We start from the raw sequence: 20642 nt of genomic DNA, 5'->3' as shown, positions 1-20642 counted from the left end.
ATTTTAAAGAGATGGAAAAACAGGGGGTTTAATTTGTTGAGGGAGTATGTTAAACAATATTTTAGCCAATTCGATGTGTTAGTGATCAGCATTCTGTTTGTTTTTGGCTTTTTGTGGTTAATTCCCGATATGGAACGTATTCATATATGGATGGCATTGGCGATCGGGATGCTTTCCTACGCGATCAGCGAATACCTCATCCATCGATTTATCTTTCATATGAAACCACCAAAAGTACGTTGGCTTCTGACAATGCTGAAACGATTGCACTACGATCACCATGTATCTCCTGATCAATTACATCTATTGTTCCTACCAGTCTGGTATAGCTTGCCTTTGATCATCATAGCGGGGAGTGTGGCCTTTTTCATCACAAAGGATTTTTCTCTGATGGTTGCATTCGTAACAGGGATTATGGGTTACCTACTTTATTACGAATGGGCTCATTATATTGCACATCAGCCTGTGCAACCGATCACCCCATGGGGAAGATGGATGAAGAAAATGCACCTCTGGCATCACTATAAAAACGAAAACTATTGGTATGGGGTAACCAATCCTGCCCTTGATGTATTATTAGGTACCTATAAGAATGAGAAACAAGTAAAACGAAGCTCAACAGCGCGTAATTTAGAACAAAGCGATATGAAATAAAAGCAGGAAGCCCATCTCTTATACTGTAGAGATGGGCTTATTATGTTGTTGCTAGTTGTTATTTTACATAGGAGCTAATGTCTACATTCAGAGCACTTGCGAGGCGCATTCCGAATTCCCGATCTGCACGGAAGAAGTTACAAATGGCAAGCATTTTTGTACGCTCATGAACAGTAGCCAGATCGTTAGCAAGATTGGCAATCAAATTGACTTTTTCTTCCGGACTATAGCTTCGATAACGTTCACCAGCTTGGGTAAAATCATTAGGTTTCTCAATTTTTTCACGACTAACATATCCAACAAGAAGTGTCTCAGACTCCTTATATGCAGGATCTTCTACCGGATTCTCCGCATGTCGGCTTGGTTCATAATTAACAGGAGAGCTTTGCTGCTGGAATTGCATTGCACCATCACGCTGCTGATTATGGACAGGGGCATACGGACAATTAATTGGGAGTTGCAAGTAGTTAGCTCCTAAACGATAACGCTGTGTATCAGGATAGGAAAACAAACGTCCCTGCAAAAGCTTATCTTCTGATGGTTCGATACCTGTGACGGTTGCACTTGGGGAGAAGGCTACCTGCTCTACTTCCGCAAAAAAGTTTTGTGGGTTGCGATTCAAAGTCATCACGCCCACTTCTTGTAGTGGATAGCTTTGTTCATCCCAAATTTTTGTCGGGTCGAGTGGATCATAATCCAGAGAATCCAATTCATTTACAGGCATGATTTGAACATAGAGTGTCCATTTTGGAAAGTCACCAGCTTCAATATGATCATACAAATCACGGGTAGCATGGTTAAAATCTTTTGCCTGAATCTCTGAAGCCTCCTGGGCAGATAAATTTTTAACACCTTGGGCAGGTTTCCAGTGATATTTCACATATACGACTTGGCCTTCTGCATTTACCCATTTGAATGCATGGACACCAAAACCCTCCATTTGGCGATAGTTAGCAGGTGTACCATAGTCAGAGAATAACCAGGTGAGCATATTCGTTGATTCAGGAGTTAAAGTCATGAAATCCCAATAACGATCCGGTGTTTGGAGATTTGTATCAGGAGATGGCTTTAGGGAGTGAACCATGTCAGGAAATTTTAGAGCATCACGAATAAAAAACACAGGTAGATGATTACCGACTAGATCATAATTGCCTTCTTCTGTATAAAATTTGGCGGCAAAACCACGTGGATCACGTAGTGTCTCTGGGGAACCCTGACCGTGAATAACTGTGGAGAATCGTACAAAGACAGGCGTCTTTTGACCTACTTTTTGCAGGAAGGCTGCTTTTGTAAATGAGCTCATATTTTTGGTCACTACGAAAATTCCATGTGCACCTGAACCTCTAGCATGCACCACACGCTCAGGGATTCTTTCTCGATCAAAATGGGCTAACTTTTCAATTAAATGATAATCCTCTAATGTCGTAGGCCCTCTTCTCCCAGCAGTACGAGAATTTTGATTATCTCCTACAGGGACACCTTGATTTGTAGTTAAACGTGGTTTCTTATCCATATATAAACATCTCCCTTAATTAAAATTATTATCAGAAGAAAAGTATTTTAATTACTAATTTATAATTATTATAAAATGAAAATTATTTTTGTCAATGGAAAATGCTAAGCATGAAATGCAGGGACGTTTGCAACGATTTACATTGTAAAAATAGAAATAATCTTGTTCAGTTAAAGCCAGCAGGTACGGTTCTGCTGGCTTTATTTAATTCCCTGAGATTACTACTCATGATTTGGAAGGAAAGTAGGTAACCTACAAACAAATGAATTATTTTCCTACATTGATCGGACGAAAAGTGAGGGTGGTTTTATGCTTCATTTCTTTTGGATTTCAACAATCATCCATCTTAGTATTACGCTTATTTTTACAGGATTTATTATTACAGAAAAACGTATGCCAGAACGTACATTAGCATGGATTTTTGCTGTGTATAGCTTCCCGGTGCTTGGAATTTGTTTTTATTTTTTTGCAGGGAGACATTGGAGGAAAGAAGAGAAGGATCGACAGCATGAAAAACATCAGGAGATTGTAACTCAAAACCTCACTGAAACTCAGCAGATATTAGCTAGAGGATGTACAAATGGAGCCACCCAATCAGAGGGTACTAGTAGTTTGGACTCGTCTATTACAAAGATGGTAAGACTCATTCAAGCGAATGCAGATGCTAAGCTCACACAGGGGAATCACGTGGAGTTATTTCATAAAGCGGCTCCTTTTTACACTGCTTTATGGGAGAAAATAGACAAAGCTATTTATCAGATTCATGTTTTGTTTTATACAATTGAAGGAGATTATGTGGGACGATCTCTGATTGATTTACTCAAGAAAAAGGCTGAGCAAGGCTGTGAGGTACGAGTTATTGTTGACGATATAGGAAGCAAAACTTTTCCTGAGGCTTGGGCCGATGAATTGTGCCAGGCTGGTGGACAGTTCTACAGATTCAGTTCACGTAAGCATTTACGGACTTTTATGCGCCTTAATTATCGTAATCACCGTAAGATCGTCGTGATTGATAATGATATCGGATTCTTTGGAGGATGTAATATTGGAAAAGAATATGTAGGGGAAGACCCTAAGCTGGGGTTTTGGCGAGATACTCATATACAGGTAACTGGAGAATCTACATGCGAGCTTCAAAAAATCTTTATTCAAGACTGGAAGATGGTATCTGGTCTTACCATAGATATGACCAATTCTGCTACAGAAAATAGTTATTCTGAGACGCAGAAGCAAGATGAAGAGGTGGACAAATCAATAGTTGAACCTACTTATGAGCACAAGAATAAGCATATGATTCAGGTGGTAGCGACCGACCCTAGAGAACGTTGGGAACCAATTCGCCAAGCATTCCTGCAAATGATCATGCGTGCAGAAAAATCGGTAAGAATTACTTCCCCCTACTTTATCCCCGATGAGGTATTGCTGGTAGCTTTGTGCACGATTGCGCAGGCAGGAGTAGAGGTAACGCTTGTCCTACCAGGCATTCCTGACAGTAAGCTGGTCTACTATGCTTCCCAAAGCTTCCTAGATGAGTTAAGAAAAGCAGGGGTTAGCATTTATCTGTACGACAAGGGTTTCTTACATGCAAAAGTGCTACTAGTCGATGATAATCTAGCATTAGTGGGAACGAGCAATTGGGATTTCCGGAGTTTTTATCTCAATTTTGAAGTTAACGCGCTTTGTTATGGAAGATCACTTTTGATCCAAGAGCTAACGAAACAATTTGAACAGGATATTAGTAATAGTAGGATAAGCAGAGAAGAGCCTAAATTAATTGGACGTAAATATGTAGAATCTGTAGCCCGGCTATTCTCCCCTCTTCTCTAATGATCACGCCATAAAAATTTTTGTACGAAATGTACACCTCACAAGGACAATAGTTTTCATGGAATGGATTATGTGGTAGAGTGTAAAAAGTAGAAGGTCGAATAAGGGGATGCTACCTACCTTATCAGGAATGGTAGCATCTCATTCTTCCTTATTTTGGGACTAAACTGTAAAAAATTATGAAATTTGAGCTTGTGTAATAGACATATGGAAAAGCAAGAGGTAGGATAGTGTACAACCCAAAGAGAAGCAATACAGAATGGTGGAGGGAACGACATGAAAGTGTGTAAATTTGGTGGTACTTCCTTGGCTAATGCCGAACAGATTCGAAAAGTATGTCAGATCATTCTGAATGATGAAACTCGTAGGCTTATCGTGGTCTCAGCTCCTGGAAAGCGTTATAAGGAAGATGTTAAGGTCACTGATTTACTGATTACATTTGGGACCAAACAGATTGAACACGGGCAGGCTCAGGAGGAATGGCAGGCGGTTGTAGATCGTTATCAAGAAATTTGCTCCGAATTACAATTACCACCAACATGCATAGGGGCAATCATTGCTGACCTTCAAAAATTATTACAATGGGATGGGACAGACTCAGAAGGCTTTATGGACGTTGTAAAAGCATCAGGAGAAGATAATTGTGCCAGAGTGGTTGCTGAATATCTAAGAACGCTAGGCGCTCCTGCTACGTACATTAATCCGAGAGATGCGGGTCTTCTAGTCAGTGGTGAATATGGCAATGCTCAGGTGCTTCCAGAAGCTTATGAGAAATTAGCTTTATTAAAAGAGAAAGAAGGATTGCTAATATTTCCTGGTTTTTTTGGTTATACACAGGAAGGTAAGCTAACAACCTTTTCACGTGGAGGTTCTGATGTGACCGGCTCCATTTTAGCCGCTGCTGTTAGAGCAGAGCTGTATGAAAATTTTACTGATGTTGATTCGGTGTACGCGGTAAATCCAAATTTAGTTCCTAATCCATGTAAAATAAAGGAGATAACGTATCGAGAAATGCGGGAATTATCATACGCTGGGTTTTCGGTTTTCCATGAGGAAGCGTTAATACCTGCTTTTCGAGCGGAAATTCCTGTTTGCATAAAGAATACCAATAATCCCACAGCACCAGGTACAAAAATTGTGACCAGACGGGATAATTCTTCACGGATTGTAGCCGGTATTGCTAGTGATGTGGGATTTTGTCGCATTTATGTGAGTAAATACTTGATGAATAAAGAGATCGGCTTTGGTAGAAGACTATTGCAGATCCTTGAGGAAGAGCATTTGTCCTATGAACATAGTCCATCTGGCATTGATGATATTACGGTCATTCTTCGCCAGCATCAGCTCACTAAGGAGAAAGAGGCTCGAATTGTATCTCGCATAAAAAATGAGTTGCATGTTGACGATGTGCATGTACAATATAATATGGCTCTTGTTATGCTGGTAGGAGAGGGAATGCGGTCTTCTGTAGGTATTTCTGCTCGGGCAGCAACAGCGCTAGCCATCGCAGACATTAATATCGAAATGATTAACCAAGGATCATCTGAAGTGAATTTAATGTTTGGTGTAAGAGCAGGGGATGCAGATCATGCTGTCATAGCATTGTACCAAGAGTTTTATAAAGAAGAAGAGCTTTCGCTAGGAATATGCTAAAATAGATAAGTGCAAGGTTGTCCGTTGTCTGGACATGATTTCCTACGTGTAACATCAGAGATACCCCTATTCAAGGTTGATAGATCGTACATGATTTGGATATCTTATAAAGGTAGAACAGACAACAAAACAGGCACGGATATTCAACATGTAAAAGAAAGGGTGAGGAAACATGTCGACAATGAGATGTATCACTGTATTTACAAACAATTACAGCGTATTTTCTGAAATTTATCAGGTTGTTCTTAAAACACCTTTAGCTGAGGATGAGGAAAAAGAAGTAGAAGGTGTTACCATCAGCGACGCAGGGGAAGTACCTGATGAATATATCGAAATGATGAAGCAAAAGCCAGAAGTTGCTGTTATGAAAATTAAAAAACAGAACATCACAATTCTGCAGCATGGAGAAGTTTTTGAAATTCTTATGCCGATGAGTGAAGCAATTACTGCTTAATTATTTACAGTGGATTAAGTTGAATACAAGCAACAGAAGAGCCACCCATTCATACATTAGGGAAAGAAGAACTTCTATCCAGTATGAAATGAGGTGGCTTTGTTTTGAATATTTATCTTGATTATCCTGTAGTTCCTCTGCCACGGCATGGATATGGAAAACCCCCGCATGCTAAATTACAACAGAAAATGGATACCGAACGTAGTACGTATAAGGAATATCTTGAGGAGACCATGAAGCATATTGATGCATTAGCTACTATATCGTTAGATTATCCTCAGAGTGATAAAGAACCGTTTTATCGCAACAATTGGCTGCCTTTACTAGACGGTGTAGCCATATATACTTTCTTAGCAAAGCATAAGCCAGCTAGATATGTGGAGGTAGGATCAGGTAACTCTACAAAGTTTGCGCGTAAAGCTATTCGTGATCTCAATTTATCAACCAAGATTATTTCTATTGATCCACAACCGAGAGCAGAGATTGATTCTTTATGTGATGAGGTGATTCGCCAAACCTTAGAGACGATCCCCATAGAATTTTTCCAACAGCTAGAATCAGGGGATATCCTGTTCATTGACAGCTCACATCGTTCGTTTACTAATTCTGATGTAACGGTTGCCTTTTTAGAGATTCTACCAATAGTAAAGCCAGGTGTAATCGTTCAAGTTCACGATATTTTCTTGCCGTATGATTATCCACATGAATATATGCAGCTCTTCTATTCTGAGCAATATTTATTGGCATCTTATTTATTAGGTGGTTCCAAGTTGAAGCTGTTATTCCCTAATTTTTATGTAGCTGAGGATCGAGAATTATTTAGTATGTTAGAGCCACTATATATGAAGCTGGGTGTTCTTAGTACCAATCCGATTTGTGAGGGATGCTCTTGTTGGTTAGAAGTTCAACCTGATTAAAAATTTTTTATAAATAAAAACAAGTTTAGCCTAGACTAGCATGTACATAGTCAAATAAAAACCTGTCGCCTACGTTTTTTGTAGACAACAGGTTTTTTTGTTTCAGGTTATCTTAACGACCGCTTTTTAGTTCCGTCCATAGACGATCGTATACTTGCAAGGTTTCGCCGACATCTTTTAACCACTCGGTACGACTCATCTCTTCAGGAGTCAGGAAAATCATTTTATTGTTGCGATACTCTTCGTTATGCAGAGGATGTGCTTTTTCATTTGGATTGCTATAGCCGATTTTTTCATAGTTTTTTACAGATACGGCAGGGTCCATCATATAGTTGATGAATTCTTCAGCTAGTTTTTTGTGCTTAGCACCTTTTGGAATGGCGAAGGTATCAGCAAAAATAGTTCCGCCTTCTTTTGGAACAACGTAGCCAATGTTGTTATTTTCCGGATAAATAAAGGCTGCATCACCAGACCAAACAGTACCAATCCAAGCTTCTTCCGCAATGAATTTTTGTTTGATAGTGTCTGTATCAAATGCTAATAGGTTTGGTAACAGTTTTTTCAAATCAGCATTCGCAATATCTAATTCTTTTTCACTGATTGTACTGTTAGAGAAGCCATTTTTTTTCAGGGACATGCCCAAAGCTTCACGGGAATCATTTAATACTACGACGCGACCTTTATATTTTGGATTCCATAGATCGATCCAGCTTGTTGGTGGCTCTGTTACATACTTCTTGTTGTATGCAATTCCAGTTACACCCCATGTGTATACTACAGAGTATTTGTTGTCCGGATCATACGGAGGTGTTTTAAAGGTAGACACCAAGTTTTGCAGATTAGGGATCGCTGATTTATCCAGTTCTTCTAGCAGGTTTAATTTAATCATAGTATCAACCATGTAATCGGAAGGCTGAATAAGGTCAAATTGGGCACCACCAGCCTGAACCTTTGCTAGCATATCTTCATTGCTGGAGAAAATGGCATAATTGACTTTAGCATCGAATTTTTGTTCAAAATCCTTGATAACATCCATGTTGAAATTATCAGCCCAGCTGTAGATGTTTAGAACTCTTTCTTCTTTTCCACCATTAGATGAGCATCCAGTCAGGGCAAGTACAGTAGTCATAACGATTGGCACAATGGCCTTAAGTAAACGCATAGCATATCCTCCTCCTGAGAGATAAAATTTTTATTCTTGAGTGGTTTTATTTCCGGTACCTTTAAAAGCAAGTGATTCTGCGAGGACAATTAATACCACAATCACAAGAATCATTATTGTGGATAGAGCATTTAACTCTGGAGAGACACCACGTTTGACCATACCATATATATATAATGGCAACGTAGTAGAATCCGGTCCTGCTACAAAGAAGCTGATTACGAAATCATCCAGCGACATCGTAAACGTCATTAAAGCAGCTGCAATCAGTCCTGGGGAAATAATTGGCAAAGTAACATAGCGGAACGTATTAAACGCGGAGGCACCCAAATCCTGGGCTGCTTCCTCTAGTTCCTGCCCCATACCAGCTAAACGAGCAGTAATGATAACCACCGCAAACGACAAGCTAAATGTGATATGAGCAATAATTATCGTTAGTTTACCCAGTGGCATATACAATTGGCTAAACATGACGAGTAAGGATAATCCCATTAGAATATCAGGAATTAAGATTGGCAAATAAATTAACCCATTGAATGCTTGTTTAAAGCGAAATTTGTAACGATGGAGGGCCAAAGACAGAAAAGCTGCCAGAATGGTAGTAACCACCGTTGTAACTACGGCAATAATTAAGCTGTTCATCAATGCATCTAGCACACGATCGTTTTCAAACAGCGACGTGTACCACTTTAAGGTGAATCCTGACCAAGTGGCATTGATCCTCGAATCATTAAAAGAATAGAGGATGAGTACGGCGATCGGTAAATATAAAAACGCGATAATCGCCAAGGAGTAGGCAAACAGGAGATTTTTACGCATTTTCATAGCCTCATCCTCTCCCTTCTTGTTTCTCTTGCATTTTGGTTGCGCGATAGTATAAATAAATCATAATGATCGAGAAGAGCACAATCACCATGGATAATGCCGAACCAAATGGCCAATCACGTGCAGACAAGAATTGGTTTTGGATAACATTACCAAATAGTGAAGACTTGGCCCCACCCATTACATCTGGAACGACGAACATACCCAAGGAAGAAACGAATACTAATATACAGCCGCTTACAACCCCCGGCATAGTTAGAGGCAGGGTAATGTGCCAAAATGTTTTGGCTGGTGTAGCTCCTAAATCATAGGCAGCCTCCAGCTTTTTACGATCTAGTTGTTCTAAAGAGACATAGATCGGCAAAATAATAAACGGCAACAACGCATAGACCATCCCGAGCAAAACAGCCCCTGGTGTATACAAGAGCGTGAGCGGTTGGTCGATAAGGCCAAGCGATTGTAAAACAGTATTTACCAGACCTTGTGTACGTAAGATGATGACCCAAGCATAAGAGCGAACCAGAAAATTAATCCAAAATGGAATCATCACTAATAAGAGCCACATGTTCTGCCACTTACGATCTAGTCGCGTAATCATATAGGCTAAGGGATAACCTAACAGTAGACAAATGAAGGTCGTTCCCAAGGATACTAGTAAGGTTTCGATAAATATTTGTACGTATAGCGATTCAAAGAATCTTGCATAGTTAGCTAGTGTAAACTCGTAGACGATTTGTCCGTATACTCCCCGCTTAAGAAAGGAGAGTATAACTACAAAAAGCATCGGAACTAAAAAGAAGATCGTTAACCAGAGGAATCCTGGGAGAGCGAGTAGCTTTCCTTTATTTTTCAACGCAGAATCACCTCATCTTCTTCAGCCCAGAATACACCAACTCTCTCGCCTTTGTACCAAGAGCCTTTTTCGTAAAGATGTGCAGTAATAACGATGTCGTCCTCGGCGCGGACAAACACTTTAAAGATATTACCTAAGAAAATAATATCTTCAATGATACCTTGGCTCTTATGTTGAGCTACTTCTTCATGTTCTTTATATAAACGAATCTTTTCAGGACGAACGCCTAAAAGACCTGCTTTTGTATTCATGATATTGTTCTCGCCAATAAAGGTTGCAACGAACAAACTGTTTGGCTTGTAATAAATCTCTTCTGGTGTACCCAACTGCTCAATTCGCCCTTGGTTTACAACTGCAATTCGGTCTGACATAGACATAGCCTCATCTTGATCATGCGTCACATAGATAAAGGTAATGCCCAAATTGCGCTGGATATTTTTTAATTCAACCTGAAGGTTTTTACGTAGTTGGTAGTCTAGAGCACCAAGTGGCTCGTCCAATAATAATACCCTTGGATTATTAATGATCGCACGGGCAATTGCAACACGTTGCTGTTGTCCACCAGATAGCTGTTTTGGTTTACGTTTCTGATATTCGGTCAGTTGTGTAAAGTGCAACACTTCTTCCAAACGAGTCTTTTGTTCGGCTTGTGGCACATTTTTCATCTTTAAACCAAAAAGAATGTTTTCAGCAACGGTCATGTGTGGGAACAGAGCATAATGTTGAAATACCATGTTCATATCTCGTTGGTAAGGAGGAATTTTTGTTACATCCTTTCCATCAAGGTAGATATGTCCTGAGGTAGGCTCTTCAAACCCAGAAATCATGCGCATCAGCGTCGTTTTTCCGCATCCGCTGGGACCGAGCAAAGTGATGAATTCACCTTCCTGGATTGACAGTGAAAATGCGGGAATGACCACGTGATCATTAAAGCTTTTTTCCACTGAATCCAAGTGTATGATCGTTTTCATTTATCATTTCCCATCTCTATATAAATTTAGTAGTTCTCACCCATTTTTCTCTAAAAAAACGCTAAATATTAAGATATATCATTGAGCCAATAAATTCAATGAAATCACAAATAAAAAAGCAAGAAAAAATCTCCATCAACTAGCGACGGAGACATGTTCATCGTAAGCGTGCAAGTAGCCTCGTAACAGTTATAAGAGCAATATGTATTCTAGATAGATTGTCTGTCAGACACAATTCATTTATGAATGGCAAAAACTATCACACGAGGATTGTAACGTGAAAGACAATCGTTTGTCGAGTTCTAGAGCTAAATATCCACAAAATAATCTACATTTGAATGATGACTTTTATGGAGATGATTTATGCTTCAAATACATTACATGTGCTTACGTAGTTTAGGTAGCGAGTCGTTGTGCTTGCAAAATCTCACCTTGTGTAGATGATAGTAACATGCGACCATTTCCCACAGGGATACACATTGGTGTACCGTACAGAGGATCGGAAATAATTTTTGATTGCATACGGAAAACATGTTCAACCATTCTTTCCGTCAGCACTGTTTCAGGACTACCTTGAGCATAAATTTGTTTATTTTGAACAGCAATTAAATGATGCGCATACCGACATGCTAAATTAAGATCATGTAGCACCATGACAATTGTAGATGCACGTGTCTGATTTAATTCAAATAAAATATCAAGCACTTCAATTTGGTGGGTCATGTCTAGATAGGTTGTGGGCTCATCAAGCAAAATAATATCTGTATCTTGAGCCAGTGTAAGAGCGATCCAAGCACGTTGGCGTTGTCCACCGGAAAGCGAATCAATTGGACGGTGAGCTAGCTCTGTTAATTGTGTTACTTCTAGAGCAAAAGCGACTTTTTCTTCATCCTCAGCAGTCCATTGTTTGAGCCAGTTTTGGTGTGGGTAACGCCCTTGTTTAACTAATTGCAAGACAGTTAATCCTTCAGGGGCAATCGGACCCTGTGGCAGAATAGCCATTTGCTTGGCGATCTCTTTTGTTGTTTGTTCTGCAATAGCTTTGCCATTTAATAATATATGTCCTGTTGATGGTTTTAATAATCGAGCCAAGGAACGAAGAAGAGTGGACTTTCCACACCCGTTGCTTCCAATTAAAACAGTAATTTCACCCTTAGGAATACAGAGACCAAGATTTTCAATTATAATCGAATCCCCGTATTGCAGGGTTAGCCCTTTCGTTTCTAGAGCAGACATTGCATCTCATCTCCTTACTTATTACGATTTTTAACCAATAGAAATATGAAGAACGGCGCTCCAATGAGGGAGGTGAAAATTCCTACAGGTAGATCAAGTGGTGCAAAGACAGTGCGAGCCAAGAGATCAGAGACTAAGACGATTACGGCACCCAGCAGTGCCGATGTAGGCAATAAAGCTCCAAAAACGGGAATTACTACCTTTTTTGCAATATGAGGGGCTAATAGTCCAACAAAGCTGATTGCCCCACCGATGGCCACAGCAGCTCCGGCTAATGCTACGGAAAAGGACAATAGGATGAGACGATGTTTTTCAACAGCGGAACCAGCTCCTTGGGCCACATCATCCCCTAATTGTAGCAGGTTAACACTACGACCATATATGAAGGCGAGTAACATAAAGCAAGCAATCCAAGGAGCTAGCATGGATACGGTATCCCATGAGGTTCCATAGACACTGCCCGTTAACCAAATTTTGGCCTTAGGTGTTAGATAAAGTGGGCTAGCAACAGTTATTAAGGTGGTAAGAGCGGTTAAAATCTCTTTTACACCGACTCCTATCAAGACGAGTCGTACAGGGGTTACCCCTTTTTTCCAAGCTAATACATAGATTAGTAAGCCTGCAATACCGGCTCCTAGAATCGCAAACAGAGGAAGCCAGAAAATACTAGCTGTCTCAAACAAAACAATGAAGACTACTGCCGCAACACTAGCCCCACTGGTGATACCAATGATATCGGGGGAAGCGAGTGGATTGCGAATGATGCTTTGAAGGATTGCCCCTGATACACCAAGCCCCATTCCAACTAGCATTCCTGTCAAAAGACGGGGCATGCGAAATTTCATGACAATTAGATTTTCTTGGCCACTACCTAGTCCAAAAAAGACTTTTATAACATTCCACAAAGAAATAGGATATTCGCCCACTCCGACGCTACATACCATTGCCATAAACGTTAGGAACAGAATAGTAAGAACGATCCAAAGCACACGTCTTTCCATTAAATAGGAAATATTCGGTTTTTTAAGACGAAATACAAGTGATTTCCTCATGAACGAAGCATCCCCTTTCGAATGACATAGATGAAGAAGGGAGCTCCAAATAAGGCGGTCATTACACCGATTGGTAATTCCTGAGGCATCGCTATGGCTCTGGCTAATATATCAGAGATGACAAGTAAAATTCCTCCAAATAACCCGCTGTACAATATTGTCCACTTCATATCATTTCCAGTAAGGTAACGTGCTAAATGGGGAGTAAACAGACCAACAAAGCCTATTGGTCCGGCCACAGCCACCGAACAGCCGGATAAAATAATCACGACTACACCCATTCCGATCTTTAACAAAAGCGTTTGTTGTCCCAAGCCTTTTGCTACATCTTCTCCCAACATGAACGTATTAATTGCTGGGGCTAACAATAGCGCTAAAACCCAAGCGGCGATCATGAAAGGTAACATTTCAATTAGATAGGAGAGCTTGCGATCAGCTACAGAGCCTGCTAACCAAAATAATACTTCCTCTAAGGCTTGTTCATTTGTCACTAAAATACCATTAGTGAAGGAAGAGAAAAGAGCGGTTAATGCGGCACCTGCCAGTGTCATTTTTAAGGGGGTCATTCCATCACGACCAATAGAGCCTAAGATATAAACGGAAATCCCACCTAGCAAGGCTCCTGTAAAACCAGCCCAGGTTAAGGCTTGCATAGAGTTCGCTCCTAAGAAACCAACGGAACAAACAATAGCAAATGAGGCGGCTCCATTAATCCCAAAGATGCCTACGTCCCCAATTGGATTACGTGTCAAGGCTTGCAGAATCGAACCTGCTATACCTAAATTAATCCCTATGGCTGCTGCAATAATACTACGAGGAACCCTTGTTTCAAGAATGACAATGTGCTCATTGCTTCCGTTAAAATTTGTATAAGCTTCTATCAGGGTGTGTATATCAGTATTAATAACACCATAAACAACACTGACCAGCATACAAGCTATTAATACTAACAATCCGAGTAGCAGACCTGTTGATTTGGCAAAAGGTCGTTCTAAGATGCTCTTTCTCATTACAGTGTTCTCCTATTTTTTTGCATTCTGTCAGTATGATGTGACAGGTGTTCAACATTATCTTTTTTGCGAAAGTTCAAATATGTTGTAAGGAAATGTTTTCCCTTGTTGACACATCGAAGTCTGGCATATACGATTATATCCGACATTGATAATCGTTATCAAGAGTTCTAGGGGGAACAACAAATGAAAATTTCAGAAATAGTGCACCAATCACGTTTCATGAAGATTGCTGCGCCAGTTTTGCTACTAATGATGCTTGTCGTAGGGTGCGGTCAACAACAAAACGCCACAACAGAAGCCAAGCCAAGTGAAGCAAAACAAGAGGGCACAGCTTATAAGGTGAAACATGCAATGGGAGAAACTAAATTAAATGGAACTCCTCAACGTGTGGTAGTTTTGACGCGTGAAGGTACAGAAGCTGTTCTGGAGCTAGGTGTTAAGCCAGTTGGCGCTGTGCAATCTTGGGATAAAAAGGACCAGCCCTTCTACGATCATATCAAAGCAGACATGGAGGGTGTAAAAGAAGTTGGTGATGAGCTACAGCCCAATATCGAGGCAATCGCGGCTCTACAACCCGATCTCATTCTTGGCGTAAAAATGCGTCATGAAAAGATTTATGATCAACTAAGTGCCGTTGCTCCAACTGTCTTAGCAGAAACATTGCGCGGTGAATGGAAAAACAACTTTACATTGTATGCGGAAGCTTTAAATAAGAAAGCAGAAGGCGATAAAGTAGTTGCCGATTTTGATAAAAAAGTAGCTGACTTACGTACAAAGGCTGGGGATAAATTAAAAACAGAAGTATCCTTGGTACGTTTTATGCCTGGTAAAACTCGCATTTACTATAGTCAAACCTTTGCAGGAATGTTACTGAATGAAGTAGGTTTTGCTCGACCAAAAGCACAGCAAAAAGATGATTTTGCAGCTGAAATTACCAAAGAGCGGATGCCTGAATTAGATGGCGACATCTTGTTCTACTATACGTACAATAAAGGTGTAAATGACGATAGTGGTAGCAAGCTAGAACAAGATTGGTTAAACGATCCATTATGGAAGAACCTCAGTGTATCCAAGAAAAACAAAGTGTTTAAAGTAGACGATGTCATCTGGAATATAGCAGGCGGTGTACGTGCAGCCAATCTGCTTTTAGATGAATTTGATAAGTATTTGGTAGAGGGAAAACAATAACGTATTGGTAAAAGATAGAGGACTGATCTAGTAGCCTTGAAGGGCTTATGATCAGTCCTTTTTTTAGAGTTGACAGGTTGGACAATAGAACACCTTACGAGAAGCCAACCGAGTCATGACGATAGGTGTCTGGCAACGTAAACAAGGCTCTTGGGGGCGGTCATAGACCAAGCAATGATGATTGTACCCTCCTGTAAGGCGATCATCCTTATAAAAACGCTGCTCCATATAACCCCCTAGCTGTAAAGCGCGTGTCAATACTTCATGAAATGCTTGAAATAATGCTTGGATATCTGCTGTCGATAATTCCTGACAATTTTTAAGAGGTAGCTGCCTTGCTTGAAAACATATTTCATCAGAGTAACAATTTCCAATGCCAGCAATGACATGTTGATCCGTGAGAGCTTTTTTTAACACGGTTCGTTTCTTTTGCAACAGCTTGGCTAGAGCATTGGCTGTAAATAGTGGCATCAGTGGCTCTGGGCCAATTGGAGCAAGCTGCTGTGATATGTCCTCCTCGTTCGTGTATATATGTAAATAGCCAAGCCGTAACCCATGGAAAAACAGTTTGTTTTGATCAAAGGTTAGGGTAACTTGAGCTGTCCGATCCAATTTGTCGGAATCGGTACCCCAGTACATAAATCCAGATAACATGAGGTGGAGCAAAAGAACCTGATTGTTATTTAGATGAAATAATAGATGCTTGCCCCGACGCTGTACAGTTGTGATGGTTTGATTTAGCAGTGCTTGTTGAAAGGTAGTGACAGGGCAATTGATGGTTTTCTCTCTCGTTACCTCAACATGTCGAATCGGTTTATTTAGGATATAGCGATTTAACATGCTTCTATAATGCTCCATCTCTGGAAGTTCTGGCATAGAAGTATCCTCCTTTTACAAGAGTGGCAATACAAGGATTTGTAACTTTGTTTACCTTCTCCTTATCGTGAAGCCTTCATCAGTAATAGTCTGTTTCAATTTCATGAGAAAAATGAGGAAGAAGTGGAGAACCTTTCGTTTTTCGGGGGAAAATATACTATAATGAGACGAGTTGATTTCAAAAATATCGAGTTCGTGAATAGATGCATAAAGACAGGAGAATAAACATGAAACATCAAGTAGATTTAATCGCGACCGCTGCATTTGGCTTAGAAGCAGTAGTAGCAGAGGAAGTACGTGGGATGGGATATGAGAATGTGCAGGTAGAGAACGGAAAGGTAGTGTTCCGTGCTGATATCTCAGATATTCCGCGTACAAATTTATGGCTACGTACGGCAGATCGCATTCGATTGAAAATTGGAGAATTTAAAGCAACCAGCTTTGATGAATTATTTGAAAAGACAAAGGCGTTACCTTGGTCTGATTTTATTCCAGAGAACGGTCACTTTCCTGTTGAGGGAAAATCAGTAAAGTCGGAGCTGTTTAGTGTATCTGACTGTCAGGCAATCGTAAAGAAGGCAGTTGTGGAAAGCCTAAAGAGAACCTACAATACTAGTTGGTTTAACGAAGAAGGTCCTACTTTTAAAATTGAAGTGGCATTATTAAAGGATATTGCGACATTGACCATTGATACAAGTGGGGCAGGCTTGCATAAACGTGGCTATCGTGATTGGATCGGAACAGCCCCTATCAAGGAAACGATGGCTGCTTCGTTAATTATCCTTTCGCGTTGGAAGCCAGACCGTATTCTGATTGATCCGTTCTGTGGTTCTGGTACGATTCCTATTGAAGCCGCTATGATTGGCAGAAATATCGCTCCTGGTATGAACAGAGAATTCGTATCGGAGAACTGGCCGATTATTCCGCGTACAGCATGGCGTGATGCGCGTGCGGAAACTCACGATTTGGCTCAATATGATCGACCGCTTGAAATTATCGGAACCGATTATGATGAAGAGGTTATTAAAATAGCGAGACGAAATGCAGAAGAAGCCGGGGTAGATGACACAATCCACTTCCAACGGATGGATATGAGAGATTTAAGCTCCAAAAAGAAATACGGATATCTGATTTGCAATCCGCCGTATGGAGAGCGTCTAAGTGACTATCGCACGGTAGAAAGATTGTATCGTGACATGGGGCAGGTATTTGGTAAATTAGATACATGGTCTTCTTACGTGATTACCTCTGATGAAAATTTTGAGTCATATTTTGGCAAGAAAGCTAGCAAAAAACGTAAATTATTTAATGGAAACATGCGTGTCGATTACTATCAATTCTTTGGGCCGCGTCCACCGCGTCCACGGACTAATTCTGGGGATGTAACAGATCAAGAGAGATAAACGTCATATACAGGGTCGAATACCAAAGATTAGGATCGACTCAGGGAAGGAGAGAGGTTGTTTTTTATGTGGAAAAACGGTTTTACTCATAGGCTTATGAGTGTGGCTACAGCTACTGCATTGTTGTTTACCTCAGGTATCATGCCAACCCAAGCTTTTGCGGCAAAAGAGGGGGATGCTTCTATTCCGGTATCTTCTTCTGCTAATTTAGGAAATGGTGAGTTCGTAGATACGAAAGGACACTATGCAGAAAAAGCAATTAAACATCTTGCCAGCATGCAAGTCATTAATGGAGTGACGGCTACTGAGTTTAGGCCAAATGCTCAAATATCTCGCCAAGATTTTATTGTGCTGTTATCTCGTGCATTAGGGCTGTTGCCAAGCGAGCATGCAGAAAGTACATTCTCTGATCTCTCAAAAGATAGTGTGTATCAAGCATATGCCTCTACATTAGCTGATAATGGCATTATTAAAGGTAAAGCTGATGGTAGTATGGGAGGGAAAGACCCTCTTACCCGTCAGGAGCTAGCCGTAATGTTAGAGAGAGTTAATCAGCATCTGTCATTTGGAACGACCGAGAAAAAAGCTGATCCTGCTACTTTTTTAGATGAACAAAAGATAGCTAGCTTTGCTCAAAAGGCTAGTTATGAAGCAGTACGTCAAGGCTGGCTAACAGCTTATAAAGGAGCATTTCAGCCTGATAAAATGTTAACGCGTGGCGATGCTGTTGTATTAGTGGAGCGCCTAGTAGAGCTTCGGAAAAAACAAGCTGACGTAAAAGGCTTTACTGTTAATCAATCCAGCATCAAGATCATGACTGGTATGTCTGAACAGATCAAGGTCAAACCTGAGGGAGATCAGCCATTACCATTTACGCCAATCTTTGCTTTTGACGATAAAGCACTAGGTCATATTTCTGCGGACGGTACTTTTGTAGCGGGTGCAGTAGCAGGTAAAGGAGTTATAACAGTAACGGTTGGATATCAAAGTATCCAAATACCTGTAGAGGTAACAACTCATGGTGTAGTAGAGGATGAGAAAAAGGCGGAGGATCAAGCAAAAACAGATGAAGCCAAGACAAATGGTGCTGAGTCTAACGCTGATGAACCGAAGCAGGCTGAGAATAAGAAACAGTCAGACGATCAGAAGCAAACCGACGATAAAAAACAAACTGATGAAAAGAAACAAACCGTTGATCAAAACTCAACAACTGATCAAAACTCTTCCGAACAAAAGCAGCCAAGTCAGTCTGTAGTATCTGCAACAGAAACTGCCAGCAGCAAAGCAACTAAGGAAGAAAAACAGGAACCAAAAGAGGAAGAGCTGGTAGAAGGTTGGATCAATTATGCTCGAAACGGCCATGTAACCGTAACATCACTCGATCCTGCTGATCCTTTGTTTAATGAGTCAGAGAAAAAATATCCTGGACCCGCCGGTGGATTAACCGATCCAGCAGATGTATGGACTGGTTATCTTCGCCAAATGGGACGTGAAGTAACGCTTGATTTGAATAAGGTACATACGCTAGATATGGTAGAGCTTACCTTCAGACAAGAGAAAACAAGCGGAATAACACTGCCTTCCGAGCTGGAGGTTGAAGTATCAAGAGACGGTAAAATTTGGGGGTATGCTGGTAAAGCTACTCATGCTGTTTCCCCCGGTGAATTAAACAAGCTTGATCGAACCTTACGTATTAGCTTACCAGAATTGGATGCGCAATATGTTCGACTACGTTTCCCTGTAAAAGTGTTCACATTTGCTAAACAACTGAAGGTATATGGACACGAGGCAGAGCCCGAACAAGCCAAGCTAATCTCCTTTCCTTTAAGCAAAACCAGCACTCCTTTAGAAGATAATAAGGCAGATGACCGGGTAAAGGATATGCTACTGGTATATCATGGGGCATATGCAGATCGTGGTAGTTGGACGAAAGATGACTTTTTACCAATGGCAGGCTATATTGAGCCAGATGGTACGATCCCTGATCAAATGTTTGATACCATGTTGTTTCTTCCATTCCCGAACATGGCCGAAACAAAGGCAGCATGGGAGAATTATATGGACAATCTGTTTGAATCAGGTCGTCAATTGGATGCCTTAAATTCGGCTATGCTAGAAATAAATAAACGACGTAATTCTCTTGTATTAAATACTAAGAAGGAAAAGGTGGTACTAACGTTGCCTTATCCTTCTCCAAAAGTGAGCGATTGGGGTAAGCTAGAGGAAAATGGGCCATCCTTATCCTTTGACCCTGCTAAGGTAGGAGAAGAGCAAGCCTATAAAAACCGTTTAGCAGCCGTTACATGGTACAAGGATAAGCTAATTAATCGTTGGTACCAATCAGAATATAAGTATTTGAAGCTAGAGGGAATCTACTGGTTCCAAGAGCTTGTAGATGATGCGGCACCGAAGGAACGCGAGCTGATTCGCAATACTGCCGATATGGTTCATTATCATGGATTCCGGTTCTATTGGATTCCGTATTATGGCTCTCCTGGTTTAGAAGAATGGAAAGATCTTGGATTCGATTACGCTTTCCTTCAACCTAACTATTATCAGGCAAATGAAGTGCCAATAGAACGGGTTCAGCTCACCTTAGATGTAGCTAATAAGTATGGAATGGGTGTAGAGATAGAGGGAGACGAAAAATTCTTACGCGATATGCGTCTCTATCGTACCTACTACAATCAACTAATTGCCGGTCATAAAATCGGAATTGATAAGGACAAAATCCATGCGTATTATTTTGGTTCAAAAAATCTATTGATGGCTTACCAAAGTAAAGAGCAACAAGCCAGAAAGATTTATGATGATACGTACAAGTGGATGAAGGGCAAGTTTGATATGAAAGAGTTCCTTGTCCCTGAGGTAGTGCCAACTCCAGCTACTAAGCCAGATGAACAAAAGCCAAACACTGGGGATGGAAATACTGCTACTAAGGATGAATCTGAGAAGAAGGATAGCCAAAAGGCTGAGGATCGGAAAGCCGAAACAGAGAAACCAGAATAACGACATGTGTTGAAACGTAGAACGATGACAGGCCCC

General features: G+C 40.7%; 17 protein-coding genes. 8 read left to right on the top strand and 9 right to left on the bottom strand.

The genetic code is table 11. From position 1 onward, the window contains the following. The first annotated feature begins 33 nt into the window (after positions 1-33). Positions 34-654, top strand: a complete 621-nt coding sequence (locus ACQV1I_RS23820; protein WP_094699956.1) for a sterol desaturase family protein — start codon at positions 34-36, stop codon at positions 652-654. A 58-nt stretch (positions 655-712) separates the two neighbouring features. Here the strand turns inward: ACQV1I_RS23820 and ACQV1I_RS23815 are convergent, their stop codons facing one another. Next, the gene (locus ACQV1I_RS23815; RefSeq protein ID WP_116333587.1) at positions 713-2167 is read right to left on the bottom strand and encodes a catalase; all 1455 of its coding nucleotides are present in this window, start codon (positions 2165-2167) and stop codon (positions 713-715) included. A 309-nt stretch (positions 2168-2476) separates the two neighbouring features. Here ACQV1I_RS23815 and cls point away from each other — a divergent pair, with 309 nt between their 5' ends. The 4 genes from cls (at position 2477) to ACQV1I_RS23795 (ending at position 7018) form a co-directional block, all read left to right on the top strand. Beyond that, positions 2477-3994 carry a cardiolipin synthase gene (gene cls / locus ACQV1I_RS23810; protein WP_116333588.1) on the top strand — a complete coding sequence of 506 codons (1518 nt, stop codon included), beginning with the start codon at positions 2477-2479 and terminating at the stop codon, positions 3992-3994. A gap of 276 nt (positions 3995-4270) precedes the next feature. Next, the gene (locus ACQV1I_RS23805; RefSeq protein WP_104031423.1) at positions 4271-5647 is read left to right on the top strand and encodes an aspartate kinase; all 1377 of its coding nucleotides are present in this window, start codon (positions 4271-4273) and stop codon (positions 5645-5647) included. Between the two features lie 181 nt (positions 5648-5828). After that, positions 5829-6101, top strand: a complete 273-nt coding sequence (locus ACQV1I_RS23800) for an NAD/NADP transhydrogenase alpha subunit (RefSeq protein ID WP_094699955.1) — start codon at positions 5829-5831, stop codon at positions 6099-6101. Positions 6102-6205: 104 nt separating this feature from the next. Beyond that, positions 6206-7018 carry a class I SAM-dependent methyltransferase gene (locus ACQV1I_RS23795; RefSeq protein ID WP_116333589.1) on the top strand — a complete coding sequence of 271 codons (813 nt, stop codon included), beginning with the start codon at positions 6206-6208 and terminating at the stop codon, positions 7016-7018. Positions 7019-7130: 112 nt separating this feature from the next. Here ACQV1I_RS23795 and ACQV1I_RS23790 read toward each other — a convergent pair whose 3' ends face one another. From ACQV1I_RS23790 to ACQV1I_RS23760, 7 genes are all read right to left on the bottom strand, one after another. Beyond that, positions 7131-8180, bottom strand: coding sequence for a polyamine ABC transporter substrate-binding protein (locus tag ACQV1I_RS23790; RefSeq protein WP_116333590.1), 1050 nt, complete (start codon positions 8178-8180; stop codon positions 7131-7133). Positions 8181-8210: 30 nt separating this feature from the next. Further along, entirely contained in the window at positions 8211-8999 is a 789-nt protein-coding gene (locus ACQV1I_RS23785) for an ABC transporter permease (protein WP_372486635.1), read from the bottom strand. 10 nt (positions 9000-9009) lie between these two features. Then, on the bottom strand, positions 9010-9858 hold the full coding sequence (locus ACQV1I_RS23780) for an ABC transporter permease (protein WP_018669675.1): 849 nt from the start codon (positions 9856-9858) through the stop codon (positions 9010-9012). Next, complete coding sequence (locus ACQV1I_RS23775; RefSeq protein WP_018669676.1) at positions 9855-10829, bottom strand: ABC transporter ATP-binding protein; 975 nt, start codon at positions 10827-10829, stop codon at positions 9855-9857. Before ACQV1I_RS23775 ends, ACQV1I_RS23780 begins: the two co-directional genes overlap by 4 nt. Before the next feature lie 396 nt (positions 10830-11225). Continuing rightward, positions 11226-12065, bottom strand: coding sequence for an ABC transporter ATP-binding protein (locus ACQV1I_RS23770; RefSeq protein WP_104067817.1), 840 nt, complete (start codon positions 12063-12065; stop codon positions 11226-11228). A 14-nt stretch (positions 12066-12079) separates the two neighbouring features. Next, entirely contained in the window at positions 12080-13117 is a 1038-nt protein-coding gene (locus tag ACQV1I_RS23765; RefSeq protein WP_116333591.1) for a FecCD family ABC transporter permease, read from the bottom strand. Further along, positions 13114-14127, bottom strand: a complete 1014-nt coding sequence (locus ACQV1I_RS23760) for a FecCD family ABC transporter permease (RefSeq protein WP_116333592.1) — start codon at positions 14125-14127, stop codon at positions 13114-13116. Before ACQV1I_RS23760 ends, ACQV1I_RS23765 begins: the two co-directional genes overlap by 4 nt. Positions 14128-14313: 186 nt before the next feature. Here ACQV1I_RS23760 and ACQV1I_RS23755 point away from each other — a divergent pair, with 186 nt between their 5' ends. Continuing rightward, positions 14314-15318 (top strand): ABC transporter substrate-binding protein, encoded by a 1005-nt coding sequence (locus tag ACQV1I_RS23755; RefSeq protein ID WP_094699919.1) that lies wholly within the window; start codon positions 14314-14316, stop codon positions 15316-15318. A 63-nt stretch (positions 15319-15381) separates the two neighbouring features. On the opposite strand, the gene mutM is transcribed toward ACQV1I_RS23755, so the two are convergent. Next, on the bottom strand, positions 15382-16194 hold the full coding sequence (gene mutM / locus ACQV1I_RS23750; protein WP_094699918.1) for a bifunctional DNA-formamidopyrimidine glycosylase/DNA-(apurinic or apyrimidinic site) lyase: 813 nt from the start codon (positions 16192-16194) through the stop codon (positions 15382-15384). Positions 16195-16421: 227 nt separating this feature from the next. Here mutM and ACQV1I_RS23745 point away from each other — a divergent pair, with 227 nt between their 5' ends. After that, entirely contained in the window at positions 16422-17597 is a 1176-nt protein-coding gene (locus ACQV1I_RS23745; protein WP_094699917.1) for a THUMP domain-containing class I SAM-dependent RNA methyltransferase, read from the top strand. Positions 17598-17663: 66 nt separating this feature from the next. Beyond that, positions 17664-20606 carry a DUF4855 domain-containing protein gene (locus ACQV1I_RS23740; RefSeq protein ID WP_116333593.1) on the top strand — a complete coding sequence of 981 codons (2943 nt, stop codon included), beginning with the start codon at positions 17664-17666 and terminating at the stop codon, positions 20604-20606. The last annotated feature ends 36 nt before the right edge of the window (positions 20607-20642 follow it).

Origin of the sequence: Brevibacillus sp. JB24b (assembly GCF_051713385.1) — a bacterium.
Lineage (GTDB): Bacteria > Bacillota > Bacilli > Brevibacillales > Brevibacillaceae > Brevibacillus_B > Brevibacillus_B laterosporus.
Note: the sequence above shows the minus strand (reverse complement) of the source record. Positions and strands in the feature narration are given on the sequence as shown.

What these genes read in the sequence shown, in the direction of transcription:
- mutM (WP_094699918.1), bottom strand. Translation starts at nt 16,194, where the DNA reads ATGCCAGAACTTCCAGAGATGGAGCATTATAGAAGCATGTTAAATCGC.
- ACQV1I_RS23770 (WP_104067817.1), bottom strand. Translation starts at nt 12,065, where the DNA reads ATGTCTGCTCTAGAAACGAAAGGGCTAACCCTGCAATACGGGGATTCG.
- ACQV1I_RS23745 (WP_094699917.1), top strand. Translation starts at nt 16,422, where the DNA reads ATGAAACATCAAGTAGATTTAATCGCGACCGCTGCATTTGGCTTAGAA.
- ACQV1I_RS23815 (WP_116333587.1), bottom strand. Translation starts at nt 2,167, where the DNA reads ATGGATAAGAAACCACGTTTAACTACAAATCAAGGTGTCCCTGTAGGA.
- ACQV1I_RS23760 (WP_116333592.1), bottom strand. Translation starts at nt 14,127, where the DNA reads ATGAGAAAGAGCATCTTAGAACGACCTTTTGCCAAATCAACAGGTCTG.
- ACQV1I_RS23755 (WP_094699919.1), top strand. Translation starts at nt 14,314, where the DNA reads ATGAAAATTTCAGAAATAGTGCACCAATCACGTTTCATGAAGATTGCT.
- ACQV1I_RS23765 (WP_116333591.1), bottom strand. Translation starts at nt 13,117, where the DNA reads ATGAGGAAATCACTTGTATTTCGTCTTAAAAAACCGAATATTTCCTAT.
- ACQV1I_RS23740 (WP_116333593.1), top strand. Translation starts at nt 17,664, where the DNA reads ATGTGGAAAAACGGTTTTACTCATAGGCTTATGAGTGTGGCTACAGCT.
- ACQV1I_RS23800 (WP_094699955.1), top strand. Translation starts at nt 5,829, where the DNA reads ATGAGATGTATCACTGTATTTACAAACAATTACAGCGTATTTTCTGAA.
- ACQV1I_RS23775 (WP_018669676.1), bottom strand. Translation starts at nt 10,829, where the DNA reads ATGAAAACGATCATACACTTGGATTCAGTGGAAAAAAGCTTTAATGAT.
- ACQV1I_RS23805 (WP_104031423.1), top strand. Translation starts at nt 4,271, where the DNA reads ATGAAAGTGTGTAAATTTGGTGGTACTTCCTTGGCTAATGCCGAACAG.
- ACQV1I_RS23785 (WP_372486635.1), bottom strand. Translation starts at nt 8,999, where the DNA reads ATGCGTAAAAATCTCCTGTTTGCCTACTCCTTGGCGATTATCGCGTTT.
- cls (WP_116333588.1), top strand. Translation starts at nt 2,477, where the DNA reads ATGCTTCATTTCTTTTGGATTTCAACAATCATCCATCTTAGTATTACG.
- ACQV1I_RS23790 (WP_116333590.1), bottom strand. Translation starts at nt 8,180, where the DNA reads ATGCGTTTACTTAAGGCCATTGTGCCAATCGTTATGACTACTGTACTT.